Source organism: Streptomyces verrucosisporus, assembly GCF_017114865.1.
Classification (GTDB): Bacteria; Actinomycetota; Actinomycetes; order Streptomycetales; family Streptomycetaceae; genus Streptomyces; species Streptomyces fenghuangensis.
On sequence record NZ_JADEYH010000016.1, the window covers coordinates 108440 to 131922 of the forward strand.

The 23483-nt window shown below is 71.1% G+C and carries 22 protein-coding genes; 1 reads left to right on the top strand and 21 read right to left on the bottom strand.

Annotated features, from left to right (window positions below; translation table 11 throughout):
* The first annotated feature begins 153 nt into the window (after window positions 1-153).
* Window positions 154-1944 carry a glycoside hydrolase family 18 chitinase gene (locus tag IQ279_RS18190; protein WP_241028339.1) on the top strand — a complete coding sequence of 597 codons (1791 nt, stop codon included), beginning with the start codon at window positions 154-156 and terminating at the stop codon, window positions 1942-1944.
* A gap of 138 nt (window positions 1945-2082) precedes the next feature.
* On the opposite strand, the gene IQ279_RS18195 is transcribed toward IQ279_RS18190, so the two are convergent.
* The 21 genes from IQ279_RS18195 to IQ279_RS18295 form a co-directional block, all read right to left on the bottom strand.
* Window positions 2083-2538, bottom strand: coding sequence for a DUF2550 domain-containing protein (locus IQ279_RS18195; RefSeq protein ID WP_206349624.1), 456 nt, complete (start codon window positions 2536-2538; stop codon window positions 2083-2085).
* Window positions 2539-2659: 121 nt separating this feature from the next.
* Complete coding sequence (locus IQ279_RS18200; RefSeq protein WP_206349625.1) at window positions 2660-3046, bottom strand: F0F1 ATP synthase subunit epsilon; 387 nt, start codon at window positions 3044-3046, stop codon at window positions 2660-2662.
* A gap of 91 nt (window positions 3047-3137) precedes the next feature.
* On the bottom strand, window positions 3138-4592 hold the full coding sequence (gene atpD / locus IQ279_RS18205; protein ID WP_206349626.1) for a F0F1 ATP synthase subunit beta: 1455 nt from the start codon (window positions 4590-4592) through the stop codon (window positions 3138-3140).
* A gap of 5 nt (window positions 4593-4597) precedes the next feature.
* A complete protein-coding gene (locus tag IQ279_RS18210; RefSeq protein WP_206349628.1) occupies window positions 4598-5512 on the bottom strand; it encodes a F0F1 ATP synthase subunit gamma in 915 nt (304 codons plus the stop codon).
* Window positions 5513-5514: 2 nt separating this feature from the next.
* Window positions 5515-7086, bottom strand: coding sequence for a F0F1 ATP synthase subunit alpha (gene atpA / locus IQ279_RS18215; RefSeq protein ID WP_206349630.1), 1572 nt, complete (start codon window positions 7084-7086; stop codon window positions 5515-5517).
* A 119-nt stretch (window positions 7087-7205) separates the two neighbouring features.
* A complete protein-coding gene (locus IQ279_RS18220; protein ID WP_206349632.1) occupies window positions 7206-8030 on the bottom strand; it encodes a F0F1 ATP synthase subunit delta in 825 nt (274 codons plus the stop codon).
* Window positions 8027-8581: a F0F1 ATP synthase subunit B gene (locus tag IQ279_RS18225; protein ID WP_093847669.1), complete on the bottom strand. Its 555-nt coding sequence runs from the start codon at window positions 8579-8581 to the stop codon at window positions 8027-8029. Before IQ279_RS18225 ends, IQ279_RS18220 begins: the two co-directional genes overlap by 4 nt.
* Window positions 8582-8615: 34 nt before the next feature.
* On the bottom strand, window positions 8616-8846 hold the full coding sequence (gene atpE, locus IQ279_RS18230) for an ATP synthase F0 subunit C (RefSeq protein WP_155071927.1): 231 nt from the start codon (window positions 8844-8846) through the stop codon (window positions 8616-8618).
* Window positions 8847-8946: 100 nt separating this feature from the next.
* Entirely contained in the window at window positions 8947-9756 is an 810-nt protein-coding gene (atpB, locus tag IQ279_RS18235; RefSeq protein ID WP_206349634.1) for a F0F1 ATP synthase subunit A, read from the bottom strand.
* A gap of 267 nt (window positions 9757-10023) precedes the next feature.
* Window positions 10024-10467: a Cg1360 family ATP-synthase-associated protein gene (locus tag IQ279_RS18240; protein WP_206349636.1), complete on the bottom strand. Its 444-nt coding sequence runs from the start codon at window positions 10465-10467 to the stop codon at window positions 10024-10026.
* A 234-nt stretch (window positions 10468-10701) separates the two neighbouring features.
* The gene (locus IQ279_RS18245; protein WP_206349637.1) at window positions 10702-12030 is read right to left on the bottom strand and encodes an MraY family glycosyltransferase; all 1329 of its coding nucleotides are present in this window, start codon (window positions 12028-12030) and stop codon (window positions 10702-10704) included.
* Between the two features lie 141 nt (window positions 12031-12171).
* Window positions 12172-12816 (bottom strand): arsenate reductase/protein-tyrosine-phosphatase family protein, encoded by a 645-nt coding sequence (locus IQ279_RS18250; protein WP_206349639.1) that lies wholly within the window; start codon window positions 12814-12816, stop codon window positions 12172-12174.
* Window positions 12813-13460, bottom strand: coding sequence for an L-threonylcarbamoyladenylate synthase (locus IQ279_RS18255; protein ID WP_093847679.1), 648 nt, complete (start codon window positions 13458-13460; stop codon window positions 12813-12815). The genes IQ279_RS18250 and IQ279_RS18255 overlap by 4 nt, the downstream gene beginning before the upstream one ends.
* On the bottom strand, window positions 13461-14306 hold the full coding sequence (gene prmC, locus IQ279_RS18260) for a peptide chain release factor N(5)-glutamine methyltransferase (RefSeq protein ID WP_206349641.1): 846 nt from the start codon (window positions 14304-14306) through the stop codon (window positions 13461-13463).
* Between the two features lie 52 nt (window positions 14307-14358).
* Window positions 14359-15429, bottom strand: coding sequence for a peptide chain release factor 1 (gene prfA, locus IQ279_RS18265; protein WP_206349643.1), 1071 nt, complete (start codon window positions 15427-15429; stop codon window positions 14359-14361).
* Between the two features lie 95 nt (window positions 15430-15524).
* A complete protein-coding gene (rpmE, locus tag IQ279_RS18270; RefSeq protein ID WP_093661957.1) occupies window positions 15525-15752 on the bottom strand; it encodes a 50S ribosomal protein L31 in 228 nt (75 codons plus the stop codon).
* Between the two features lie 201 nt (window positions 15753-15953).
* Window positions 15954-17084, bottom strand: coding sequence for an LCP family protein (locus tag IQ279_RS18275; protein WP_206349645.1), 1131 nt, complete (start codon window positions 17082-17084; stop codon window positions 15954-15956).
* A gap of 308 nt (window positions 17085-17392) precedes the next feature.
* Window positions 17393-19351, bottom strand: a complete 1959-nt coding sequence (rho, locus tag IQ279_RS18280; RefSeq protein WP_206349647.1) for a transcription termination factor Rho — start codon at window positions 19349-19351, stop codon at window positions 17393-17395.
* Between the two features lie 393 nt (window positions 19352-19744).
* Window positions 19745-20671: a homoserine kinase gene (thrB, locus tag IQ279_RS18285; protein ID WP_206349649.1), complete on the bottom strand. Its 927-nt coding sequence runs from the start codon at window positions 20669-20671 to the stop codon at window positions 19745-19747.
* Window positions 20672-21017: 346 nt separating this feature from the next.
* Window positions 21018-22097 (bottom strand): threonine synthase, encoded by a 1080-nt coding sequence (gene thrC, locus IQ279_RS18290; RefSeq protein ID WP_206349664.1) that lies wholly within the window; start codon window positions 22095-22097, stop codon window positions 21018-21020.
* Window positions 22098-22147: 50 nt separating this feature from the next.
* On the bottom strand, window positions 22148-23446 hold the full coding sequence (locus IQ279_RS18295; RefSeq protein ID WP_206349666.1) for a homoserine dehydrogenase: 1299 nt from the start codon (window positions 23444-23446) through the stop codon (window positions 22148-22150).
* Window positions 23447-23483 lie beyond the last annotated feature (37 nt).

The following is a 23483-nucleotide window of genomic DNA, read 5'->3' on the forward strand; positions in this document are numbered from 1 at the left end:
CACGCCCATGCCATGCACATGGCACTCTCCACGAGCGGCGCAGGAGACCCCCAACGGTTCGGTCCGGCACCGGACCCTGTGCGAGGAGCGCTCTTGAGAACGAACACCACCGCACATCGCATCAGACGGAAAGCCGTAGCGGCCGCGGCCGCGATGCTGATGCCCCTCGGCGCCCTGGTCGCCCTGGCATCCCCCGCCCAGGCCGCCGAGCAGGCGACCGCCACCTTCTCCAAGCCCTCCGACTGGGGCAGCGGCTTCGAGGGCAAGTGGACGATCAGGAACACCGGTGACACCACCATCAGCGGCTGGACGCTGAAGTGGGACTTCCCCACCGGCACCAGGGTCGGCTCCGCCTGGGACGCCACCGTCACCAGCTCCGGCAACACCTACACCGCCAAGAACATGAGCTGGAACGGCACCCTGTCCCCCGGCGCCAGCGTCAGCTTCGGCTTCAACGGCACCGGCACCGGTTCCCCCTCGGACTGCACCCTCAACGGCCGCCCCTGCGACGGCTCGGACGGGGGGAACCCCGACGACGCCCCGCCCGGCGCACCCGGCACCCCCACCGCGAGCGGCATCACCGACACCTCGGTGAAGCTGAACTGGGGAGCCGCGAGCGACGACAAGGGCGTCAAGAACTACGACGTCCTGCGCGACGGCGCCAAGGTCTCCACCGTCACCGGCACCTCGTACACCGACTCCGGCCTGACGGCGGGCACCACCTACACCTACTCGGTGGTCGCGCGCGACACCGCCGACCAGACCGGACCGGCCAGCGGTTCCGTCACCGTCAAGACCACCGGCGGCGGCGACGGGGGCGGCAATCCGGGCGAGTACGTCAACCTGGGCTACTTCACCGAGTGGGGCATCTACGGCCGCAACTACCACGTGAAGGACATCGTCACCTCCGGCTCCGCCGAGAAGCTGACCCACATCAACTACTCCTTCGGCAACGTCCAGGGCGGCAAGTGCACCATCGGTGACGCCTTCGCCGCGACCGACAAGGCCTACACCGCCGAGCAGAGCGTCGACGGCAAGGCCGACACCTGGGACCAGCCGCTGCGCGGCAACTTCAACCAGCTGCTGAAGCTGAAGAAGATGTACCCGCACATCAAGGTCCTGTGGTCCTTCGGCGGCTGGACCTGGTCCGGCGGCTTCCCCGACGCCATGAAGAACCCGGCCGCGTTCGCCAAGTCCTGCAACGAGCTGGTCAACGACCCGCGCTGGCAGGGCCTGTTCGACGGCATCGACCTGGACTGGGAGTACCCCAACGCCTGCGGTCTGACCTGTGACACCAGCGGCCCGGCCGTGATGAGGACCATGGCCCAGGCCTTCCGCGCCGAGTTCGGCAACCAGCTCGTGACCGCCGCGATCACCGCCGACGCCTCCAGCGGCGGCAAGATCGACTCCGCGGACTACGGCGGCGCCGCCCAGTACCTCGACTGGTACAACGTGATGACGTACGACTACTTCGGCGCCTGGAACAAGACCGGCCCGACCGCCCCGCACTCGCCCCTGACCTCCTACTCCGGTATCCCGCAGCAGGGCTTCAACTCCGACGCTGCGATACAGAAGCTCAAGGCCAAGGGCGTCCCCGCGGAGAAGCTGCTGCTCGGCATCGGCTTCTACGGCCGCGGCTGGACCGGCGTGACCCAGAAGGAGCCGGGCGGCACCGCCACCGGCGCCGCACCGGGCAAGTACGAGGCGGGCATCGAGGACTACAAGATCCTCAAGGAGCGCTGCCCGGCCAACGGAGTCATAGCCGGCACCGCGTACGCGCACTGCGGCAACGAGTGGTGGAGCTACGACACCCCGGCCACCATCGCGGGGAAGATGGACTACGCCAAGCAGCAGAAGCTCGGCGGGGCCTTCTTCTGGGAGATCAGCGGGGACACCGCCAACGGCGAGCTGATCACCGCCATCCACAACGGGCTGAACAAGTGACGCCCGGGCGGTGACCCGCCCCACGCACCACCGGCAGTGACAGAACCGGGGAGACGGCCCATAGGCCGCCTCCCCGGTTCGCCGTCCGTGCTCCCCCGGGCTCCCTCCTGGGGCACCCCCGAGCAACGGGGAAACCGCTCAAGCGACATTGACCCTTTGACCGGGGGGGGCTGCTTCGAGCCAGGCGAGGAAGCCGGTCAGGGCGTCCTCGCTCATCGCCAGCTCCACCCGGGTGCCGCGGTGCGAGCAGGCCAGGACCACCGAGTCCGACAGGAGCGCCAGTTCCTCGTCCCCCTCGGGCCTGCGGCGCTCCAGCACCTCGATCGCCTCCCGCTCCAGCAGGCGGCGCGGCCTCGGCGCGTAGGAGAAGACCCGGAACCACTCGACCCGGTCCCCGCTGTAGCGGGAGACGCCGTACACCCAGCCCTTGCCGCCGGCCTCGGCTCCCTCGCCGGGATCCGGCGCGCCCCACCGCAGACTGCAGTCGAAGGTGCCGCCCGGCCGCTGGATCAGCCGCCGCCGCAGCCCGAAGGCGAACAGTCCCAGCAGCACCAGAGCCAGCACCGCCCCGGACAGCACGAGAGCGAGGACCATCTTCACCGACCTCCTCGCCTCGTCCGTCCGTACAGCAGCCAGCAATCACCTCAGCCGCGGACCACGCCGGAGCGATGCTCCGATGCGGTCCGCGGCTGGGGCACGTACATGCGCGCGGGTCTCAGCGCGCGCTCGCCAAGGCGGCCCGAAGCCGGATCTCGGCGCGGCGCTCGGCGGCGGCGTCCGCCTCCGACTTCGCCCGGTCCAGCGCGCGCTCGGCGCGCTGGACATCGATCTCCTCGGACAGCTCCGCGATCTCCGCGAGCAGCGACAGCTTGTTGTCCGCGAAGGAGATGAAGCCGCCGTGCACCGCGGCGACGACGGTGCCGCCCCCGCTCTCGCCGGTCGTACGGATCGTCACCGGGCCCGGCTTCAGCACACCGAGCAGCGGCTGGTGGCCGGGCATGACGCCGATATCACCCGACGAGGTGCGCGCGACGACCAGGCTGGCCTCGCCCGACCAGACCTTGCGGTCCGCGGCGACCAACTCGACGTGCAGCTCAGCCACAGTGGCTCCTCGAAACTGGGGTTTTCACAGAATAACGGTGCGCGGGACAGGGGGCGGGCTTCACCCCGCCCCCTGTCGTGGGGCGCGGACGTCAGGAGACGCCCAGCTCCTTGGCCTTGGCCTTGAGGTCGTCCAGGCCACCGCACATGAAGAACGCCTGCTCCGGGAAGTGGTCGTACTCGCCGTCGGCGATCGCGTTGAACGCCGCGATCGACTCGTCCAGCGGAACGTCCGATCCGTCCAGGCCGGTGAACTGCTTCGCCGCGTGGGTGTTCTGCGACAGGAAGCGCTCGATACGGCGGGCGCGGTGGACGACCAGCTTGTCCTCCTCGCCGAGCTCGTCGATGCCGAGGATGGCGATGATGTCCTGGAGGTCCTTGTACTTCTGCAGGATCCCCTTGACGCGCGAGGCGCACTCGTAGTGGTCCTTGGAGATGTACCGGGGGTCCAGGATCCGGGAGGTGGAGTCCAGCGGGTCCACCGCCGGGTAGATGCCCTTCTCCGAGATCGGACGCGACAGAACGGTGGTCGCGTCCAGGTGGGCGAAGGTCGTCGCCGGGGCCGGGTCGGTCAGGTCGTCCGCGGGCACGTAGATCGCCTGCATCGAGGTGATCGAGTGGCCGCGGGTGGAGGTGATGCGCTCCTGGAGCAGACCCATCTCGTCCGCCAGGTTCGGCTGGTAGCCCACCGCGGAGGGCATGCGGCCCAGCAGGGTGGACACCTCGGAACCGGCCTGGGTGAAGCGGAAGATGTTGTCGATGAAGAACAGCACGTCCTGCTTCTGGACGTCGCGGAAGTACTCCGCCATCGTCAGACCGGCCAGGGCCACGCGCAGACGGGTGCCCGGGGGCTCGTCCATCTGGCCGAAGACCAGCGCGGTCTGCGGGAGAACGCCGGACTCGGCCATCTCCTCGATGAGGTCGTTGCCCTCACGGGTGCGCTCGCCGACGCCGGCGAACACGGAAACACCCTCGTGCAGCTTCGCCACACGCATGATCATTTCCTGGATGAGGACGGTCTTGCCGACGCCCGCGCCGCCGAACAGACCGATCTTGCCGCCCTTGACGTACGGGGTCAGCAGGTCGACGACCTTCAGGCCGGTCTCGAACATCTCGGTCTTGGACTCGAGCTGGTCGAAGGCCGGGGCCTTGCGGTGGATCTCCCAGCGCTCGGTGACCTCGGACTCGGCCTCCGGCTCGTTCAGGATGCGGCCCAGGGTGTTGAACACCCGGCCCTTGGTGACGTCGCCGACGGGCACGGTGATGCCGCGGCCGGTGTCGGTCACCGGGGCCTGGCGGACCAGGCCGTCGGTCGGCTCCATGGAGATCGCGCGGACCAGGCCCTCGCCCAGGTGCTGGGCGACCTCGAGGGTGAGGGTCTTCTTCGCACCCTCCTCGGCCGGGTCGGCGACCTCGACGGTCAGGGCGTTGTAGATCTCCGGCATCGCGTCGACGGGGAACTCCACGTCGACGACCGGGCCGATGACCCGCGCGACGCGGCCGGTGGCCACGCCCGCCGCAGCGGTCGGCTCAACAGTGGTGGTCATAGTTGTCAGTCACTCCCCGCAGAAGCGTCGGCCAGCGCGCTGGCACCACCGACGATCTCGCTGATTTCCTGGGTGATGTCGGCCTGGCGGGCCTGGTTGGCAAGCCGCGTGAGCGACTTGATGAGGTCCTCGGCGTTGTCCGTCGCCGACTTCATCGCGCGCCGGCGGGCGGCGTGCTCGGAGGCGGCGGACTGCAGCAGCGCGTTGTAGATGCGGCTCTCGACGTACCGCGGCAGCAGCGCGTCCAGAACCTCCTCCGCCGACGGCTCGAAGTCGTACAGCGGGCGGATCCGCTCCTGCTTCTCCGCCTGCCGCGTGACCTCGTCGAGGCTGAGCGGCAGCATCCGCTTCTCGACCGGGTTCTGCGTCATCATCGACACGAACTCCGTGAAGACGATGTGCAGCTCGTCCACGCCGCCCTCTGCCGTGTCCCTGCGGACCGCCTCGATCAGCGGCCCGGAGACGGCCTTGGCGTCGGCGTACGACGGCCGGTCGGTGAAGCCCGTCCACGACTGGGCGACCTTCCGGTCGCGGAAGCCGTAGTAGGCCACGCCCTTGCGGCCGATGATGTAGGAGTCGACCTCCTTGCCCTCGGCCCGCAGCCGCTCGGCCAGCCGGTCGGCCGCCTTGATCGCGTTGGCCGAGTAGCCGCCCGCCAGACCGCGGTCGCTCGTGACGAGCAGGACCGCGGCCCGGGCCGGCTTCTCGGCCTCGGTGGTCAGCGGGTGCTGGGTGTCGGAACCGGTGGCGACGGCCGCGACGGCCCGGGTCAGCTCCTCGGCGTACGGAGTCGACGCGGCCACCTGGCGCTGTGCCTTGACGATGCGCGACGCGGAGATCATCTCCATCGCCTTGGTGATCTTCTTGGTCGCGCTGACGGAGCGAATCCGCCGCTTGTAGATCCTGACCTGCGCGCCCATGCTCAGCCCTCGCCCAGCAGCTTGCCGTCCGAGGTCTCGAACTGCTTCTTGAAGGAGGCGATGGCGTCCGACAGCACCTGGAGGGTGTCGTCGGACATCTTGCCGCCCTCGCGGATGCCGGTCATCAGGTCCTTGCGCTCGCGGTGCAGGTGCTCCAGCAGGTCGCCCTCGAAGCGCCGGATGTCCTCGACGGGGACATCGTCCATACGGCCGGTGGTGCCCGCCCAGATGGAGACGACCTGGTCCTCGGTCGGGTACGGCGCGTACTGGGACTGCTTGAGCAGCTCGACCATGCGCTTGCCTCGCTCCAGCGCCGCCTTGGAGGCGTCGTCCAGGTCGGAGCCGAAGGCGGCGAACGCCTCCAGCTCGCGGAACTGGGCGAGGTCCACACGCAGCCGGCCGGAGACCTGCTTCATGGCCTTGTGCTGGGCCGAGCCACCGACTCGGGAGACGGAGATACCGACGTTCAGCGCCGGGCGCTGGCCCGCGTTGAACAGGTCGGACTCCAGGAAGCACTGGCCGTCGGTGATGGAGATGACGTTGGTCGGGATGAACGCCGACACGTCGTTCGCCTTGGTCTCGATGATCGGCAGACCGGTCATCGAGCCGGCGCCCATCTCGTCCGAGAGCTTGGCGCAGCGCTCCAGCAGCCGGGAGTGCAGGTAGAAGACGTCGCCCGGGTAGGCCTCGCGGCCCGGCGGACGGCGCAGCAGCAGGGACACGGCGCGGTAGGCGTCGGCCTGCTTGGACAGGTCGTCGAAGATGATCAGGACGTGCTTGCCCTGGTACATCCAGTGCTGCCCGATGGCCGAGCCGGTGTAGGGCGCCAGGTACTTGAAGCCCGCCGGGTCGGACGCCGGGGCGGCGACGATGGTGGTGTACTCCAGCGCGCCGTTCTCCTCCAGCGCCGCGCGCACGGAGGCGATGGTGGAGCCCTTCTGGCCGACGGCGACGTAGATGCAGCGGACCTGCTTGCTCGGGTCGCCGGAGCGCCAGTTGTCGCGCTGGTTGATGATCGTGTCGATCGCCAGGGCGGTCTTGCCGGTCTGGCGGTCGCCGATGATCAGCTGGCGCTGGCCGCGGCCGATCGGGGTCATCGCGTCGACGGCCTTGTAGCCCGTCTCCATCGGCTCGTGCACCGACTTGCGCTGCATGACCGTGGGGGCCTGCAGTTCGAGGGCGCGGCGGCCCTCGGTCTCGATCTCGCCGAGGCCGTCGACCGGGTTGCCCAGCGGGTCGACGACACGGCCGAGGTAACCGTCGCCGACCGCGACGGAGAGGACCTCGCCGGTGCGGCGCACCGTCTGGCCCTCCTCGATGCCGCTGAACTCGCCGAGGACGACCGCGCCGATCTCGCGCTCCTCGAGGTTGAGGGCGAGGCCGAGGGTGCCGTCCTCGAACTTCAGCAGCTCGTTCGCCATGGTCGAGGGAAGACCCTCGACCTTCGCAATGCCGTCACCGGCAAGGCTGACCGTCCCGACCTCTTCGCGCGAGGCCGCGTCCGGCTTGTACGACTGGACGAAGTTCTCCAGCGCGTCCCGGATCTCATCCGGCCGGATCGTGAGCTCCGCCATCTGGGTTCCCTGCTCTCCTTGTTGGGCCCGTATGTGTCTGCTACGGCCCAACTCGGGCCGCCAGTACTGCTTCTTGAGTTGGTGTGGCCTACCGCCCGCGGTGTCCGCGGGCCGTGGGCTCAGCTCGCCATCCGCCGGGTCGCCCCTTCGAGGCGCTCCGAGACGGTGCCGTCGATGATCTCGTCGCCGACCCGCACCCGGATCCCGCCGAGGACCTCGGGGTCCACGTCCAGGTTGAGGTGCATCTCGCGCCCGAAGAGCCTCGCCAGTGCGGCGCCCAGGCGCTGCTTCTGGCGGTCGCTGAGCGGTACGGCCGAGGTGACCACCGCGACCGAGCGGTCGCGACGCTCGGCGGCCAGCCTGGAGAGGGCTTCGAGCCCTGCTTCAAGACTACGGCCACGCGGCTGGCGCACGAGGCGGACGACCAGTCGCTCGGTGGCGGGCTTGGCCCGGCCGCCCAGCAGCCGCCGCAGCAGCTCGGTCTTGGCCGCCTTCAGGCTGTCGTCGGTGATCTTGCCGCCGAGAGCCGCACGCAGCTCCGGGGAGGAGGCCACCGTCCGGGAGAACCGGAACAGCTCGTCCTCCACGTCGTCCAGCGTGCCGTCACGCTCGGCCGCGGTGAGGTCGGCGACGTCGGCGAGCTGCTCGACCGCGTCCACCAGGTCGCGCGAACGCGACCAGCGGGAGCGGACCATGCCGGAGACCAGATCGACGGCCGCGCCGCCGACCTGGCCGCCCAGCAGGCGTCCGACCAGCTCGGCCTTGGCCTCGCCGGGCTGCGCCGGGTCGGTCAGGACCCGGCGCAGCGACACCTCGCGGTCGAGCAGCGCGGTGACCGCGGCCAGCTCCTCGGCGAGCCGGGCCGCGTCGACGGACGTGGAGTCCGTCAGCGCGTCCAGTCGCTCGCGGGCGGCGGCCAGTGCCTCGCGACTCGCTCCGTTCATCGGGCGGCTCCAGAGGACTCGGCGGAGGCCGCCTTCCCCTCGAGCTCGTCGAGGAAGCGGTCGATCGTGCGGCTCTGCCGGGCGACGTCCTCCAGGGACTCGCCGACCAGCTTGCCGGCCAGGTCGGTGGCGAGCTTGCCCACGTCCTGGCGCAGCGACTGCGCGGCCTGCCGACGGTCGGCCTCGATCTGGGCGTGGCCCGCGGCGATGATCTCCTCACGCTGCCGCTGGCCCTCCTCGCGCATCTCGGCGATGAGCGCGGCGCCCTGCTCCTGCGCCTCCTGGCGCAGGCGCGCGGCCTCGTGACGAGCCTCGGCGAGCTGGACTCGGTACTCCTCGAGCGTCTGCTGCGCCTCGGCCTGAGCAGCTTCGGCCTTCTCGATGCCTCCCTCGATCGCCTCGCGGCGCTCGTCCAGGGCCTTGTTGATGGCCGGGAGGAGCTTCTTGGCGAACACGAAGAAGACGATGCCGAAGGCGATCAGGCCGATGACGACCTCGGGCCAGACCGGAAGCAGCGGGGACTGCGCTTCCGAAGCTGCCAGGTTCATCATGATGGACCTTTCGTCGGTTCCGTTTGCGGCTTCGTCAGAGGATGAACGGGACGACGAAGCCGATCAGCGCCAGGGCCTCGACGACCGCGAAGCCGAGCAGCATGTTCTGGCGGATGAGGCCGGCGGCCTCGGGCTGGCGGGCGATGGCCTGCACACCGTTACCGAAGATGATGCCGATGCCGATACCGGGGCCGATCGCGGCGAGGCCGTAGCCGATGGTGCCGACGTTGCCTTCGACAGCTGCGAGGGTCTCCAGAGCAGACATTCCTTGGGTTCCTTCTCTTGGTGGGCCGGTGGGTGGTTGGTCCACCGGACGTCTGGGGTTGGGCGGGTGGTGGCTGGGCTGGACCGCGGTACCGGTCCGGTCAGTGCGCCTCTTCCAGGGCCTGGGAGAGGTAGGTGGCGGTCAGCACGGTGAAGACGTAGGCCTGCAGCGCCTGGATGAACAGCTCGAAGACCGTCAGCACCACGGTCATCGCGAACGAGGCGGTCGCGTAGAGGGTGCCGAGGAAGGTACCGAGCATGTACCAGGTGGCGATCGTGAAGATCAGGATCAGGATGTGGCCGGCGAACATGTTCGCGAAGAGCCGGACCGCCAGCGTGAAGGGCCGCACGAAGATGTTGGAGATGAACTCGATCGGCGTGAGCAGCACGTAGATCGGCTTCGGCAGCCCGCTGGGGACGCAGAGGTTGCGGATACCGCCGACGAAACCGTTCGTCTTGAAGGTCACCGTCATGTAGGTGATCCAGACGACGACCGCGAGGCCGGCCGGGTAGGCGATGACCGAGCTGACCGGGAACTGGGCGATGGGGATGATCGCCCAGAGGTTCAGCATCCACACGAAGAAGAACAGCGACACCAGGAGCGGGATGAAGGCGTCGCCCTTCTTCCCCATCACCTCCCGGGCGATGCCCCGGCGCACGAACTCGTACAGCGCCTCGGCGACCATCTGCAGCTTGCCGGGGACCACCTTGGGCTTGGAGAAGGCCGCCCAGAAGAAGGTGAGGATCGCGGCCGTGCCGATGAGCGCGAGGAGCATCGGCTTGTTGAACTCGAACCCGCCGACCTCGAAGATCGGGTCGAAGATGAACGACCACACACTGGGGGCCTGGAAGCCACAGTCCTTGAACAGGTGGCAGTCAACCTCGAAGGCGAGCAACTGGTCACTACTCACCGCGAGCTCCTTCGGTCGGACGCATGGGTACGGCTACCTCGGGGTGTCGGCATGGCGCTGGGCCACGGGGCGGCACTGGACTGGGGTGGGCGGGAAGGGACCGGCCGACTATGCGACAGGACGGCCCCGTGAAGAGGCGAGGAGCGTCCGGCGCTGTCCCGCACAGCGCCTTCGCCAAGGCTCGCGGCCCTCTCGGCGTCGGACGATAGCAGCCCGGCGGGTGCGGCTTTCCACCGCCCCTGCCCGGAGCCTTCGCGCTGTTCGCGGTCACGCGCGGGATTCCGCTGCGGGGGAGCCCGGGGAGGCCTTGCCGGTCCCGGAGGGCTCCACGTACGGGGTCTTGAGCCGGGTGTGCGTCCACGCCTGGGCGGCGAGCCACACCAGGAGGCAGGCAAGCACCGTGAAGCCGAACACGCGGCCGTCCATGAAGGTGGCGTCCCGCAGGAGCCTCATCACCACGAACATGGCGATCACCTGGGTCGTGTAGACCAGGAATCCCGCTCCGAGGAGCAGTTCGGGCCACTGTCGTCCGACCCGGCCGAGCACGTGGAGGCCCGCGCCGAAGAACGCGAGGACCACCACGGTGGCCAGGCCTGCTCCCAGGGCGCCCTCGCCTCCCGAGACGACCGCGCCGACGATCACGCCGACCAGGCCGGCACCGGCTGAGGGAATCGCGGCGCCACGAAGGATCCGGGCGTCGTTCGACTGCATAAACGCTGCTCCAGCAGGGTGGTCTACGGGGGGCGGTGCGTGACCTTCGAAAGCTGTGGTCGCCCGGCGGAACGGACTCGCGGATCGGGGGCACTGGAGGCCACCGGCCTTCTCGCCGGACTCGTGAACGGTATCACAAACTATTTGATGAGGTCTTTACCTAGTTCGTGTGCGGACTGTCACACGAGCGGGTCAGCCGGCGGTACTCCGCGGTGACGAACGACGGCGGGACTGCTAGGAGCGGTTGTCGGCAGTGGGGCGGCCGTCGCGCACCAGGCGATCGTACTCACCGAGCGCCGTCGCCCCCGAGGGCCGCCGCCCGGTCTCCGGGCCGGTCCGCGCGGGGCCCTCGTCCGCGCCGTCGGTCCCTTCCCCCGGCCGCTCGGCCGGCCCGCGGCGGGCGCGGTAGCGCGGCGGCACGAGCCGCTGCGCCCAGTCCGGCACCCTCGGGGTGAACCTCGGCAGCAGCAGGATCACCAGCCCCACCGCGCTCAGCAGCACGATCGCGAGCACGATGACCAGGCTGGAGGAGCGCACCGAGAAGGCCACCGCACCGAAGGCGATCAGCGCCGACCAGAAGTACATGATCAGCACCGCGCGGCTGTGGGAGTGGCCGATCTCCAGCAGCCGGTGGTGCAGATGGCCGCGGTCGGCGGCGAACGGCGACTGGCCCCGCCAGGTGCGCCGCACCACCGCCAGCACCAGGTCGGCGATGGGCACCGCGATGATCGTCAGCGGCAGCAGCACCGGCATGTAAACCGGCACCATCGTCTGGACCGTGGTCTTGACCGAGCCGGTGGTGTCGGTGATGACGTCCGGGTCCACCTGCCCGGTGATGGAGACCGCCCCGGCGGCCAGCACCAGGCCGATGAGCATCGACCCGGAATCACCCATGAAGATCCGCGCGGGGTGCATGTTGTGCGGCAGGAAGCCCAGGCACATGCCCATCAGAACGGCGGCGAAGAGCGTCGCGGGGGCCGCGGCCTCGATGCCGTAGCCGTACCAGATCCGGTAGGCGTACATGAAGAACGCCGCGGCCGCGATGCCGACCATGCCCGAGGCCAGGCCGTCCAGGCCGTCGACGAAGTTGACCGCGTTGATGGTGACGACGACCACCGCCACCGTCAGCAGCGTGCCCTGCAGCGGGGTCAGCGCGACGTTGCCCACGCCCGGCACCGGCAGCCACAGGATCGTCAGGCCCTGCCAGACCATCACGCCCGCCGCGATCATCTGGCCGCCGAGCTTGATCAGCGCGTCCACGCCCCACTTGTCGTCCAGGACGCCCAGCAGCCAGATCAGGCCGGCGCCGGCCAGCAGCGCGCGGGGCTCGTCGGAGAGCCGGAAGACATCGCCGACGTTGGTGAGCTGGGAGGCGGCCAGCAGACCCGCGCACAGCCCGCCGAACATGGCGATGCCGCCGAGCCGGGGCGTCGGTTCGCGGTGCACGTCCCGGGCACGGATCTCGGGCATCGCGCCCGCCGCGATCGCGAACTTCCTCACCGGACCGGTGAGGAGGTAGGTGACCGCGGCCGTGACGCACAGCGTCAGCAGGTATTCACGCACGGATTCCCCATGACTCTCGCGGGCTCCCCGGGCTCACGCCCGGGACACCACACCTTAGACAACGGTCCGGTGCGGACGGTCGCGCGCCCGGCACAGGCCGGCACCGGCCGGCGTGCGGACGTGTGACCGCCCGGTACGGTCTCACGTCCGCGCCGGGACCCCCGTCAGGGCCGTGACCACCGGATCCAGCGCCGCGTTGATCTCCTCGCCGACACTGCGGAAGTAGGTGATGGGGGCGCCGTAGGGATCGTAGACCTCATCGGCCTCCGCGCTGGGCGCCAGCAGCCAGCCGCGCAGCGCCGCGGCGGCCCGCACCAGGGCACGGGCGCGCCCGACCACCCCGCCGTCGGCGTCGGGCCCGGGCAGGGTGGCGGGATCGATGGCCCGCACCAGGCGGGTGAACTCCTTGAGGGTGAAGGTGCGCAGCCCCGCCGAGTGCCCCATGGAGATCACCTGCGCCCGGTGGTCGCGGGTGGCGGTCAGCACCAGGTCGGCCCTGATGACGTGCTCGTCCAGCAGTTCGCGGCCGAGGAAGCCGAACGGGTCCGCGCCGTACTCCAGCAGGACCTCCGCCGCGTGCTCCTCCATCGGCGCGCCCTCGTGCCCCCATGTCCCCGCGCTCTCCACCACCAGCCCGCCGGCCCGCTCGTCGCCGAGTCTGGCCACCAGGGCATGCCTGGTCAGCCGCTCGGTGATGGGCGAGCGGCAGACGTTTCCGGTGGAGACGTGGAGGATGCGGAAGACCGGTATGCCATGCTCCTCGGACGCCCCGGTGGGCGGGGTCAACTGGCGGCCTCGAGGCCGGGTACGACCTTGCGCAGCTCCTCCGCGCTGATCGCGCCCGCACGCAGCAGCCTGGGCACCGGGCCGGTGACGTCGACGATCGAGGAGGGCACGGAGTCGGGGGTGGGGCCGCCGTCGAGGTAGACGGCGACGGAGTCGCCCAGCATCTCCTGGGCGGCGTCGCAGGTCTGCGGGGCGGGGTGGCCGGTGAGGTTGGCCGACGACACCGCCATCGGGCCGGTCTCGGTCAGCAGCTCGATCGCCACCGGGTGCAGCGGCATGCGGACGGCGACCGTGCCGCCGGTCTCGCCCAGGTCCCAGGTCAGCGACGGCTGGTGGCGGGCGACGAGGGTGAGCGCGCCGGGCCAGAAGGCGTCCACCAGCTCCCACGCCTGCTCGGAGAAGTCGGTGACCAGGCCGTGCAGGGTGTTGGGGGAGCCGATCAGGACGGGCGAGGGCATGCCGCGCCCGCGTCCCTTGGCCTCCAGCAGGTCGCCGACGGCCTCCGGGGTGAAGGCGTCGGCGCCGATGCCGTAGACCGTGTCCGTGGGCAGCACGACGAGTTCGCCTCGGCGGACCGCCGAGGCGGCCTCGCGCAGGCCGGTCGCGCGGTCGGTCGCGTCGGAGCAGTCGTAACGCCGTGCCATTTACGGCACCTCCCTGCGGGCTGTGGCAAAACGGGGCCGGTTGTTGAGGTCGGGGTGGTCCGCGGCGTCCGCCCAGCCGCGGTCCTCGGTGAAGATCCAGGGGACCTGGCCGCCCTGGGTGTCGGCGTGTTCGACGACGACCAGGCCGCCGGGGCGCAGCAGGCGGTGCGCGGTGCGTTCGATGCCGCGGATGACGTCCAGTCCGTCCTCGCCGGAGAACAACGCCATCTGCGGGTCGTGGTCACGTGCCTCGGGGGCGACGTACTCCCATTCGGTGAGCGGGATGTAGGGCGGGTTGGAGATGACGAGGTCGACCTGGCCGTCCAGCTCGGGCAGGGCAGCCGTCGCGTCGCCGTGGTGCAGGGTGACACGGGAGCCCTCGGTGTTCCTCCGGGCCCACTCCAGCGCCCCCTCGTCCAGTTCCACGGCGTGCACGCGCGAGCGCGGCACCTCCTGGGCGAGTGCGAGCGCGATGGCTCCGGACCCGGTGCACAGGTCGACGATCAGGGGCTCGGCGACGTCCATGGCGCGTACGGCGTCTATCGCCCAGCCGACCACGGACTCGGTCTCGGGGCGCGGCACGAACACCCCCGGGCCCACCCGGAGTTCCAGGTAGCGGAAGAAGGCCCGGCCGGTGATGTGCTGGAGCGGCTCGCGGGCCTCGCGGCGGGCGACGGCCTCCCAGTAGCGGGCGTCGAAGTCGGCGTCGGCGACGCGGTGCAGCTCCCCCCGCCTGACGCCGTGCACGTACGCCGCCAGCTCCTCCGCGTCGAAGCGCGGGGAGGGCACTCCGGCGTCGGCGAGCCGCTGGGTGGCCTGGGCCACCTCGGCGAGCAGTACGTTCACGTTCCTCGTCCTCCACCCGTCCCTGCGCGCCCCGCCCCGGGGCGCCGCACGGTTACTGAGCCGCGGCCAGCTTGGCCGCGGAGTCGGCGTCCACGCACGCCTGGACCACCGCGTCCAGGTCGCCGTCCAGCACCTGGTCCAGGTTGTACGCCTTGAAGCCCACCCGGTGGTCCGAGATCCGGTTCTCCGGGAAGTTGTAGGTGCGCACCCGCTCCGACCGGTCCACCGTACGCACCTGGCTGCGGCGCGCGTCGGAGGCCTCCCTCTCCGCCTCCTCCTGGGCCGCCGCCAGCAGGCGGGCGCGCAGGATGCGCAGCGCCTGCTCCTTGTTCTGCAGCTGGCTCTTCTCGTTCTGGCACGAGACGACGATGCCGGTGGGCACGTGGGTGATGCGGACGGCGGAGTCGGTGGTGTTCACGGACTGGCCGCCGGGGCCGGAGGAGCGGTAGACGTCGATGCGCAGGTCGTTGGGGTTGATCTCGACGTCGACGTCCTCGGCCTCGGGCAGGACCAGGACGCCCGCGGCGGAGGTGTGGATGCGGCCCTGGGACTCGGTGGCGGGCACCCGCTGGACGCGGTGGACGCCGCCCTCGTACTTCAGCCGGGCCCACACGCCCTGGCCCGGCTCGGCGGTGGTCTTGGCCTTCACCGCGACCTGGACGTCCTTGTAGCCGCCGAGGTCGGACTCGTTGGCCTCGATGATCTCGGTCTTCCAGCCCTGCCGCTCGGCGTAGCGCAGGTACATGCGCAGCAGGTCGCCGGCGAACAGCGCGGACTCCTCGCCACCCTCGCCCGCCTTGACCTCCAGGATGACGTCCTTGTCGTCGCTGGGGTCGCGCGGGACGAGCAGCAGCCGCAGCCGCTCGGTGAGCTCCTCGCGCCGGGTCTCCAGCTCCTTGACTTCGGCGGCGAAGTCAGGGTCGTCGGCGGCCAGCTCCCGGGCGGTGGCGATGTCGTCGCCGGTGCGCTTCCAGTCGTGGTACGCGCCCACGACCGGGGTCAGCTCGGCGTAGCGCTTGCCCAGCCTGCGGGCGTTGGCCTGGTCCGCGTGGACGGCGGGATCGGCGAGCCGCTTCTCGAGGTCGGCGTGCTCGCCGATCAGTTCCTCGACCGCCTCGAACATCGTTGAGTCCTTCGTATGGGGAGAGGGCTGCCGGGACGGCAAAACGCCGGTCCGGCCCTCCCTGGGGGACGGCCGAGGACCGGCGTTCGGGGTCGCTACTTCTTGTTCCTCGACCCGGCGTTCTTGCCGAAGCGGGCCTCGAAGCGGGCCACACGGCCACCGGTGTCGAGGATCTTCTGCTTGCCCGTGTAGAACGGGTGGCACGCGGAGCACACGTCGGCGCGGATGGTGCCGTCGGTGACGGTGCTACGGGTGGTGAAGGAGTTTCCGCAGGTGCAGCTGACCTGGGTCTCCACGTACTCCGGGTGGATGTCGCGCTTCAAGGTCTCTCCTAGGTATCGGGAGGGTTCCGGGTCGCACCGGCTCCTCGCACCCGACGGTCGGGCGACGGGGATGGCTGCCTGTGCGTGAACCGGGACCGACGCACCAGTCTGCCACTACTGGCCGCACCTCCCAAAACCAGGTGGCGGAGGATGCTATTCCCCCGCGGTCCCCGGCGTCCCCGGCCTCCCCCGCATCCCGGCCTATCCGCCTCCTCCGGCTCCCTCCGCCTCCACCGCGTCCTCGGCCTCCGTGGCCTCCCGGGCCGCGGACCCCTTGGTGGCGGAGTCGGGGATCGGCCGGTCCGTCTTGAGCGCGTCCCAGATCCGCTCCGTCTGCACCCCGATCGGCACCACCCGGTTGGGATCGGCGGAGGAGTAGCGCACCGGCAGGGTGACCGTCTCGATGTCCCGCGAGTCGATGCCCTTCACGGCCCCGGCCAGACCGGCCAGGTCCGAAACCGATGCCAGGGCCGCGTCGGTGGTGAGGTGGGAGGTGACGGCGTCGAGGAGGTCGTAGGTCTTCTTGGGGTCGGAGAACACCCCGACCTCCCCCACCCGGTCGGCGAGGGCCCCGACGAAGGCGTGCTGGAGCTTTATGCGGCCCAGGTCGCTGCCGTTGCCCACGCCCTTGCGGGTACGGACCAGGGCCAGGGCCCGCTCCCCGTCCAGGGTGTGGCGTCCCGGCTCCAGCTCCAGCCGGCTGTCCTCGTCCTCGATCGGTTCGGTGACGGTGATCTCCACCCCGCCCAGTTCGTCGACCACCTTCTCGAAGCCGTCGAAGTCGAGCTCCACGTAGTGGTCCATGCGAATTCCGGTCATCGACTCGACCGTCTTGACGGCGCAGGCCGGGCCGCCGATCTCGTACGCCTGGTTGAACATCGCGCGCCGGGCGGCGGGCGCCGTGCCACCGCCCGTCTTCTCGCACTCGGGCCGCTCGACGAGGGTGTCGCGAGGGATGGAGACGATGGACGCCCGGTCGTGCGCCTTGTTGACGTGGACGATCATGGCGGTGTCGGAGCGGGCGGTGCCGTCGTCGCGGCCGTAGCGGGAGTTGTCCCCGGCACGGGTGTCGGAGCCGAGCACCAGGATGTCCAGCGTGCCGTCGGGGACGTCGGCGGGCCGGTCGGGACCCAGGACGGAGTCGATGTCGACGCCGGCGATGTTGCCGTCGATCCTGGAGTAGACGAGCCCGAGTCCGGCCCCGGCCAGCACGAGGACGCCGACCGCGGCCCACGCGGCCGCGTACAGCCCCCTGCGCCGCCGCGGGCGCGGGCCCGGGCGTTCCTGTCCGCCGCTCTCCCCGCCACCGGTGGTGGTGTCCTCGTCCGCCATGTCGTTCCTCGTCTGCCGTACGTCTCCCCTGTCGTGCGGGGGCTGTCGCGGGGCCGTCCGGCGCCCGCCGGGGCCGCCGGGCCGGGCCGGGCGGGCAGCGGCCGACGAGGGGCCTCCCTTCCCACTTGCGACGGCGTACCCCCAACGAGCCTGATCACTCCGCGCCTCCCCCCCGGGGGCGGGCCGCGGAGGCGGGCCGGAGGGACACGGCGGCGGCAGGGTGGTGACGGCTGGTGACACACGGCGAGGGCCGCCCCACCGTGTGCGGTGGGGCGGCCCTCGCCGTGCCGTGCTGCGGCGGACGCCGGTCAGTCGCCGTTGCCGGGCGCCGGCGTCGTCTTCTGGATCTGCATCAGGAACTCGGCGTTCGACTTCGTCTGCTTCATCTTGTCCAGCAGCAGCTCGATGGCCTGCTGCTGGTCGAGCGCGTGCAGGACGCGCCGCAGCTTCCAGACGATGCCCAGCTCATCGGCGCCCATCAGGATCTCCTCCTTGCGGGTGCCGGACGCGTCGACGTCCACCGCCGGGAAGATCCGCTTGTCGGCGAGCTTCCGGTCGAGCTTGAGCTCCATGTTGCCGGTGCCCTTGAACTCCTCGAAGATGACCTCGTCCATCCGCGAGCCGGTCTCGACCAGCGCGGCGGCCAGGATCGTCAGGGAGCCGCCGTCCTCGATGTTCCGCGCGGCGCCGAAGAACTTCTTCGGCGGGTAGAGCGCGGTGGAGTCGACACCGCCGGACAGGATGCGGCCCGACGCGGGGGCGGCCAGGTTGTAGGCGCGGCCCAGGCGGGTGATGTTGTCCAGCAGCACCACCACGTCGTGGCCGAGCTCCACCAGCCGCTTGGCCCGCTCGATGGCCAGCTCTGCGATGGTGGTGTGGTCCTCCGCCGGGCGGTCGAAGGTCGAGGAGATGACCTCGCCCTTGACCGACCGCTGCATGTCGGTGACCTCCTCCGGCCGCTCGTCCACGAGCACGACCATCAGGTGGCACTCGGGGTTGTTGCGGGTGATGGAGTTGGCGATCGACTGCAGGACCGTGGTCTTGCCCGCCTTCGGCGGGGCCACGATCAGGCCGCGCTGCCCCTTGCCGATGGGCGAGACCAGATCGATGATCCGCGAGGTGAGGTGGTTCGGCTCGGTCTCCAGCCGCAGCCGCTCCTGCGGGTACAGCGGGGTGAGCTTGCCGAACTCGGGCCGGCCCTTGCCGTTCTCGGGCGACATGCCGTTCACCGAGTCCAGGCGGACCAGCGCGTTGAACTTCTCGCGCCGCTCGCCCTCGCGCGGCTGGCGGACCGCACCGGTGACGTGGTCGCCCTTGCGCAGGCCGTTCTTGCGGACCTGGGCCAGGGAGACGTACACGTCGTTCGGGCCGGGCAGGTAGCCGGAGGTGCGCACGAACGCGTAATTGTCGAGGATGTCCAGGATTCCGGCGACCGGGATCAGGACGTCGTCCTCGGAGATCTGCGGCTCGGCTGCGAAGTCGTCGCGGCCCCGGCGGCCCCGGCGGTCGCGGTAGCGGCCCCGGCGGCCCCGGCGGCCGCCCTCGAAGTCGTCGTCGCGGTCGCCGCGGTTGTCGCGGTCGCCTCGGCCCTGGCGGTTGCCGCCATCCTGACCCTGCTGCTGGCCGCCGTCCTTGCCGCGGCGGTCGCGCTGGCGGCCCTTGCCCTGGCGGTCGCCGCCCTTGTCCTGGCGGTCGCCCTTGTCCTGCTGCTTTTCCTGCTTGTCCTGCTGCTTGTCCTGCTGCCTGCCGCCGTCGCCCCGGCCCTCGGCGGGCCTGTCCTCGGCGGTCTCGGCGGCGGCCGGGGCCTCGGCGCCCCTGCCCTCGGCGCCCTTGCCTCCGCGACGGCGGCGCTCACCGGCGGGCTCGTCGCTGACGGGCTGGCCGGGGATGTCGATCTGCTGCTGAGCGGCCTCGCCGGCGGCGCCCTCGGCGCTCTCGCCCGTACGCGCCTTGGAGGTCGCACGGCGGCGCGGCTTGCTCTCGGCGGGGGCGGCCGGTGCCTCGGCGGCGGGGGCGGAGCCCGAGCCGTTCTCGGCCTGCTTGGCCCGGATCGTCTCGATCAGCTGGCTCTTGCGCATCCGCGCCGTGCCCTTGATACCGAGACCGGAGGCGACTTGCTGCAGTTCGGCGAGAACCATGCCCTCGAGGCCCGTGCCGGAGCGGCGACGCCTGGGGGCGGTACCGGATGCGGGCGCGGCAGGGGCGTCCGTGGCGGGCGCGGCGGCTTCGGCGGCGTCCACGCCCATCAGATCGGTGGTATCGCTCACGAAGGGTCCTTCCCTGGAGCGGGCGTCGGCCTGTCTGGCTCGGCGACCGGTTGTGCTGTCCGGCGGCGGTCTTCGTCTCGACCGGGCCGGGGCGGTGGTTCCGCCCGGATGTACGGCGGAGGAATCAGTACATAGTCAATACGTGGTGTGGCGTGAGGGGATGACGTGCGTCAATCACGCCGTTCCGGAGCGAGCTCGGCACTGCTCGGCAGGCTGCTCAGGCAGTTCTGGAGGCTCCCGGAAGAAGGAGTGGCCCCGTATGGGACTGTACCCATGGGATCACGGAGAGCACCGCACCGCCCTCGGGTCGTCCCAGGAGGCTGCGAGTGCAGACTTGAGGTTAACACTACCGGACCCAACAAACATTCCCCCTCTCGAAGGCCCGCATTCGTGTCACCGGCCCGTGCCGGCCAGCGGCAGCACACCGGCTCCCGCCGTGTCGAGGGACAGCCGGTTGGCCGCCCATCCGTCGCCCGCCAGACGCGCGACCTTGTCGGCCGTGGCGTCCTGCGCCAGCGCCAGGACCGTGGGCCCCGCGCCGGAGATGACGGCCGGCACCCCGTCGGCGCGCAGCCGGTGCACCAGTTCCACGCTCTCCTCCATCGCGGGGGCGCGGTACTCCTGATGGAGCCGGTCCTCGGTGGCGGGCAGCAGGAGTTCGGGGCGGCGGGTCAGCGCCTCGACGAGCAGGGCGGCGCGGCCCGCGTTGGCGGCGGCGTCCACATGGGGGACGGTACGGGGCAGCAGTCCGCGGGCGGTCTCGGTGAGCACCGGCCGGTCGGGGACGAAGACCACCGGAACGACGGCGGGGTCCGGGTCCATCCTGATCGCCCGCGCCGCGCCGCCGTCGGTCCAGGCGAGGGTGAAGCCGCCGAGCAGGCAGGCCGCCACGTTGTCGGGGTGCCCCTCTATCTCCGTGGCCAGCTCCAGCAGGGCGGTGTCGTCGAGTTTCTCGGCGCCGCCGGTGGTCACCGCGCGGGCGGCGATGATGCCCGCGCAGATGGCCGCGGAGGAGGAGCCCAGGCCGCGGCCGTGCGGGATGCGGTTGGCGCAGACGACCTCCAGGCCGCGCGGCTGGCCGCCCAGCAGGTCGAAGGCCGTGCGCAGGGAGCGTACGAGCAGGTGGCTCTCGTCGCGGGGCAGGGTGTCGGCGCCCTCGCCGGCGATGTCGATGTGCAGTCCGGAGTCGGCGACGCGGACCACGACGTCGTCGTACAGGCCGAGGGCCAGACCGAGGGCGTCGAAGCCGGGACCGAGGTTTGCGCTGGTGGCGGGGGTGCGCACCCGGACGGCGGCGGCGCGGAACGCGGGACCGGCCATCGCTCGTTGACTCTCCTTGGTGTGACTGTCCTGTGGGACTGCGGGACTGTGCTGCTCGGATGCTCGGTCGGATGTGCGGGCGGACGCCGGGCCGGCGCGGGTCGCGGACGCGCGGCGGGACGCCTTCGGGAACCGCGGATGGGGCCGGACCGGTCCACTGACCTCTGGCACATGCCGTATGACAGGTCGGGACTTCACTCCCACCCTATCGAAGGACGGTTCGGTGGCGGTACAGGGCGTACGGGAGGCGCACGATGCGTGTCGCGCGCCGCCGATGCGCCCCGTGCCGGGTGCGGCCCCTGGCGGGCGCGCACCCGGCGCGGAGGGCGTCACGGGCCCGGTGTCCTCACACCAGGCCGAGGCGCTCGGCCGCGGCGTCCGCGTCGACGGGTACGACGGTCGGCTGCGGAGCGCCCTGCACGGCCCAGTCCGGGTCCTTCAGGCCGTTGCCGGTGACGGTGCAGACGATCCGCTGGCCGGGGTCGACCTTCCCCTGTTCGGCGGCCTTGAGCAGGCCGGCGACCGAGGCGGCCGAGGCCGGCTCGACGAAGACGCCCTCCCGCGCGGCCAGCAGCCGGTAGGCGGCCAGGATCTGACGGTCGGTCACCTCGTCGATGAGCCCGCCGGACTCGTCGCGGGCCGCCTCCGCGTACTCCCAGGAGGCCGGGTTGCCGATACGGATGGCGGTGGCGATGGTGCGCGGGTCCTTGACCGGCTCGCCCCGCACGATGGGCGCCGAGCCGGAGGCCTGGAAGCCCCACATCCGCGGCGTGCGCGAGGCGTGGACCCCGCCGTCGGGACCGGGCGCGGCGTACTCCCGGTAGCCCCTCCAGTAGGCGGTGATGTTGCCCGCGTTGCCGACCGGCAGGACGTGGATGTCGGGTGCGTCGCCGAGCATGTCGACGACCTCGAACGCGGCGGTCTTCTGACCCTCGATCCGCACCGGGTTGACCGAGTTGACCAGCGACACCGGGTAGTTGTCGGACAGGCCGCGCGCCAGGGTGAGGCAGTCGTCGAAGTTGCCGTCGACCTGGAGGATGCTGGCGCCGTGCACCAGCGCCTGGCCCATCTTGCCCATCGCGATCTTGCCCTGCGGCACCAGCACCGCGCAGACCATCCCCGCGCGCACCGCGTAGGCGGCCGCCGAGGCGGAGGTGTTGCCGGTGGAGGCGCAGATGACGGCCTTCGCGCCCTCCTCCTTGGCGCGGCTGATGGCCATCGTCATCCCGCGGTCCTTGAAGGATCCGGTGGGATTGGCGCCCTCGACCTTGAGGTGGACCTCGCAGCCGGTGCGCTCGGAGAGCACCTGTGCGGGCACGAGCGGGGTGCCGCCCTCGCGCAGGGTGACGACGGGGGTGTCGCCGGTGACCGGAAGCCGGTCACGGTACTCCTCGATGATGCCCCGCCACTGATGGGTGCCGGACATTCGAGGAGTGCTGGTGCTGCCAGGGCTGGCGGTGGTGACGGTCATCTTCCTCATTCCCCTTCGACCCGCATGGTGCTCGCGACGCCGCGCACGGTGTCCAGTCTGCGCAGCGCCTCGACGGTCGCCGACAGGGCCGCGTCCGAGGCCCGGTGGGTGACGACGACCAGCGACGCACCGTCGCCGGGGCCGTCGATGCCCTGCTGGCGCACGGTGTCGATGGAGACCCCGTGCTCGGCGAAGACGGTGGCGCACTGGGCGAGGACGCCCGGTTTGTCGGCGACGTCCAGGCTGATGTGGTAGCGGGTGACCACCTCGCCCATCGGGCTCACCGGGAGCTGGGCGTAGGCCGACTCCCCCGGCCCGCGGGCGCCGGCGAGCTTGTTGCGGCAGACGGCGACCAGATCGCCCAGCACCGCCGAGGCGGTGGGCGCGCCGCCCGCGCCGGGCCCGTAGAACATCAGCCGGCCGGCGGCCTCCGCCTCGACGAAGACCGCGTTGTACGCCTCGCGGACGGAGGCGAGCGGGTGGGTCAGCGGGATCATCGCCGGGTGGACGCGGGCGGTGACCGAGCGCCCGTCGGCGGCGCGTTCGCAGATGGCCAGCAGCTTGACCGTGCAGCCCATGCGCCGCGCGGAGGCGATGTCGGCGGCGGTGACCTCGGTCAGCCCCTCGCGGTGCACGTCGTCCAGGCGGACGCGGGTGTGGAAGGCGATGCCTGCCAGGATCGCGGCCTTGGCGGCGGCGTCGAAGCCCTCGACGTCGGCGGTCGGGTCGGCCTCGGCGTACCCCAGGGCGGTGGCCTCGTCCAGCGCCTCGGAGTACCCGGCGCCGGTGGAGTCCATCCGGTCGAGGATGAAGTTGGTGGTGCCGTTGACGATGCCCAGGACGCGGTTGACCTTGTCACCGGCCAGGGACTCGCGCAGCGGGCGCACCAGCGGGATCGCGGCCGCTGCGGCGGCCTCGTAGTAGAGGTCCGCCCCGTGCTTCTCGGCCGCCTCGTGGAGGGCCGGGCCGTCCTCGGCCAGCAGCGCCTTGTTGGCCGTGACCACACTGGCGCCGTGCTCGAAGGCGGTGGTGATCAGGGTGCGGGCCGGCTCGATGCCGCCGATGACCTCGATCACCACGTCGATGTCGTCCCGGGCCGCCAGGGCGGCGGCGTCGGTGGTGACCAGCTCGGGCGCTATGCCCTCGCGGACCCTCCCGGGACGGCGGACGGCCACCCCGGCCAGTTCGACCGGGGCCCCGATCCGGGCGGCGAGATCCTCGGCGTGCGTCGTCATGATGCGTGCCACCTCTGAGCCGACGACCCCACAGCCCAGCAGCGCCACCTTCAGCGGACGCGTACGCATCATCAGACCTCGCTTCTCCACAGTCCTGTGGACTCAA

What these genes read in the sequence shown, in the direction of transcription:
- IQ279_RS18190 (WP_241028339.1), top strand. Translation starts at nt 154, where the DNA reads ATGCTGATGCCCCTCGGCGCCCTGGTCGCCCTGGCATCCCCCGCCCAG.
- IQ279_RS18195 (WP_206349624.1), bottom strand. Translation starts at nt 2,538, where the DNA reads ATGGTCCTCGCTCTCGTGCTGTCCGGGGCGGTGCTGGCTCTGGTGCTG.
- atpD (WP_206349626.1), bottom strand. Translation starts at nt 4,592, where the DNA reads ATGACCACCACTGTTGAGCCGACCGCTGCGGCGGGCGTGGCCACCGGC.
- IQ279_RS18210 (WP_206349628.1), bottom strand. Translation starts at nt 5,512, where the DNA reads ATGGGCGCGCAGGTCAGGATCTACAAGCGGCGGATTCGCTCCGTCAGC.
- atpA (WP_206349630.1), bottom strand. Translation starts at nt 7,086, where the DNA reads ATGGCGGAGCTCACGATCCGGCCGGATGAGATCCGGGACGCGCTGGAG.
- IQ279_RS18220 (WP_206349632.1), bottom strand. Translation starts at nt 8,030, where the DNA reads ATGAACGGAGCGAGTCGCGAGGCACTGGCCGCCGCCCGCGAGCGACTG.
- IQ279_RS18225 (WP_093847669.1), bottom strand. Translation starts at nt 8,581, where the DNA reads ATGATGAACCTGGCAGCTTCGGAAGCGCAGTCCCCGCTGCTTCCGGTC.
- atpE (WP_155071927.1), bottom strand. Translation starts at nt 8,846, where the DNA reads ATGTCTGCTCTGGAGACCCTCGCAGCTGTCGAAGGCAACGTCGGCACC.
- IQ279_RS18240 (WP_206349636.1), bottom strand. Translation starts at nt 10,467, where the DNA reads ATGCAGTCGAACGACGCCCGGATCCTTCGTGGCGCCGCGATTCCCTCA.
- IQ279_RS18255 (WP_093847679.1), bottom strand. Translation starts at nt 13,460, where the DNA reads ATGGCACGGCGTTACGACTGCTCCGACGCGACCGACCGCGCGACCGGC.
- prfA (WP_206349643.1), bottom strand. Translation starts at nt 15,429, where the DNA reads ATGTTCGAGGCGGTCGAGGAACTGATCGGCGAGCACGCCGACCTCGAG.
- IQ279_RS18275 (WP_206349645.1), bottom strand. Translation starts at nt 17,084, where the DNA reads ATGGCGGACGAGGACACCACCACCGGTGGCGGGGAGAGCGGCGGACAG.
- thrB (WP_206349649.1), bottom strand. Translation starts at nt 20,671, where the DNA reads ATGGCCGGTCCCGCGTTCCGCGCCGCCGCCGTCCGGGTGCGCACCCCC.
- thrC (WP_206349664.1), bottom strand. Translation starts at nt 22,097, where the DNA reads ATGTCCGGCACCCATCAGTGGCGGGGCATCATCGAGGAGTACCGTGAC.
- IQ279_RS18295 (WP_206349666.1), bottom strand. Translation starts at nt 23,446, where the DNA reads ATGCGTACGCGTCCGCTGAAGGTGGCGCTGCTGGGCTGTGGGGTCGTC.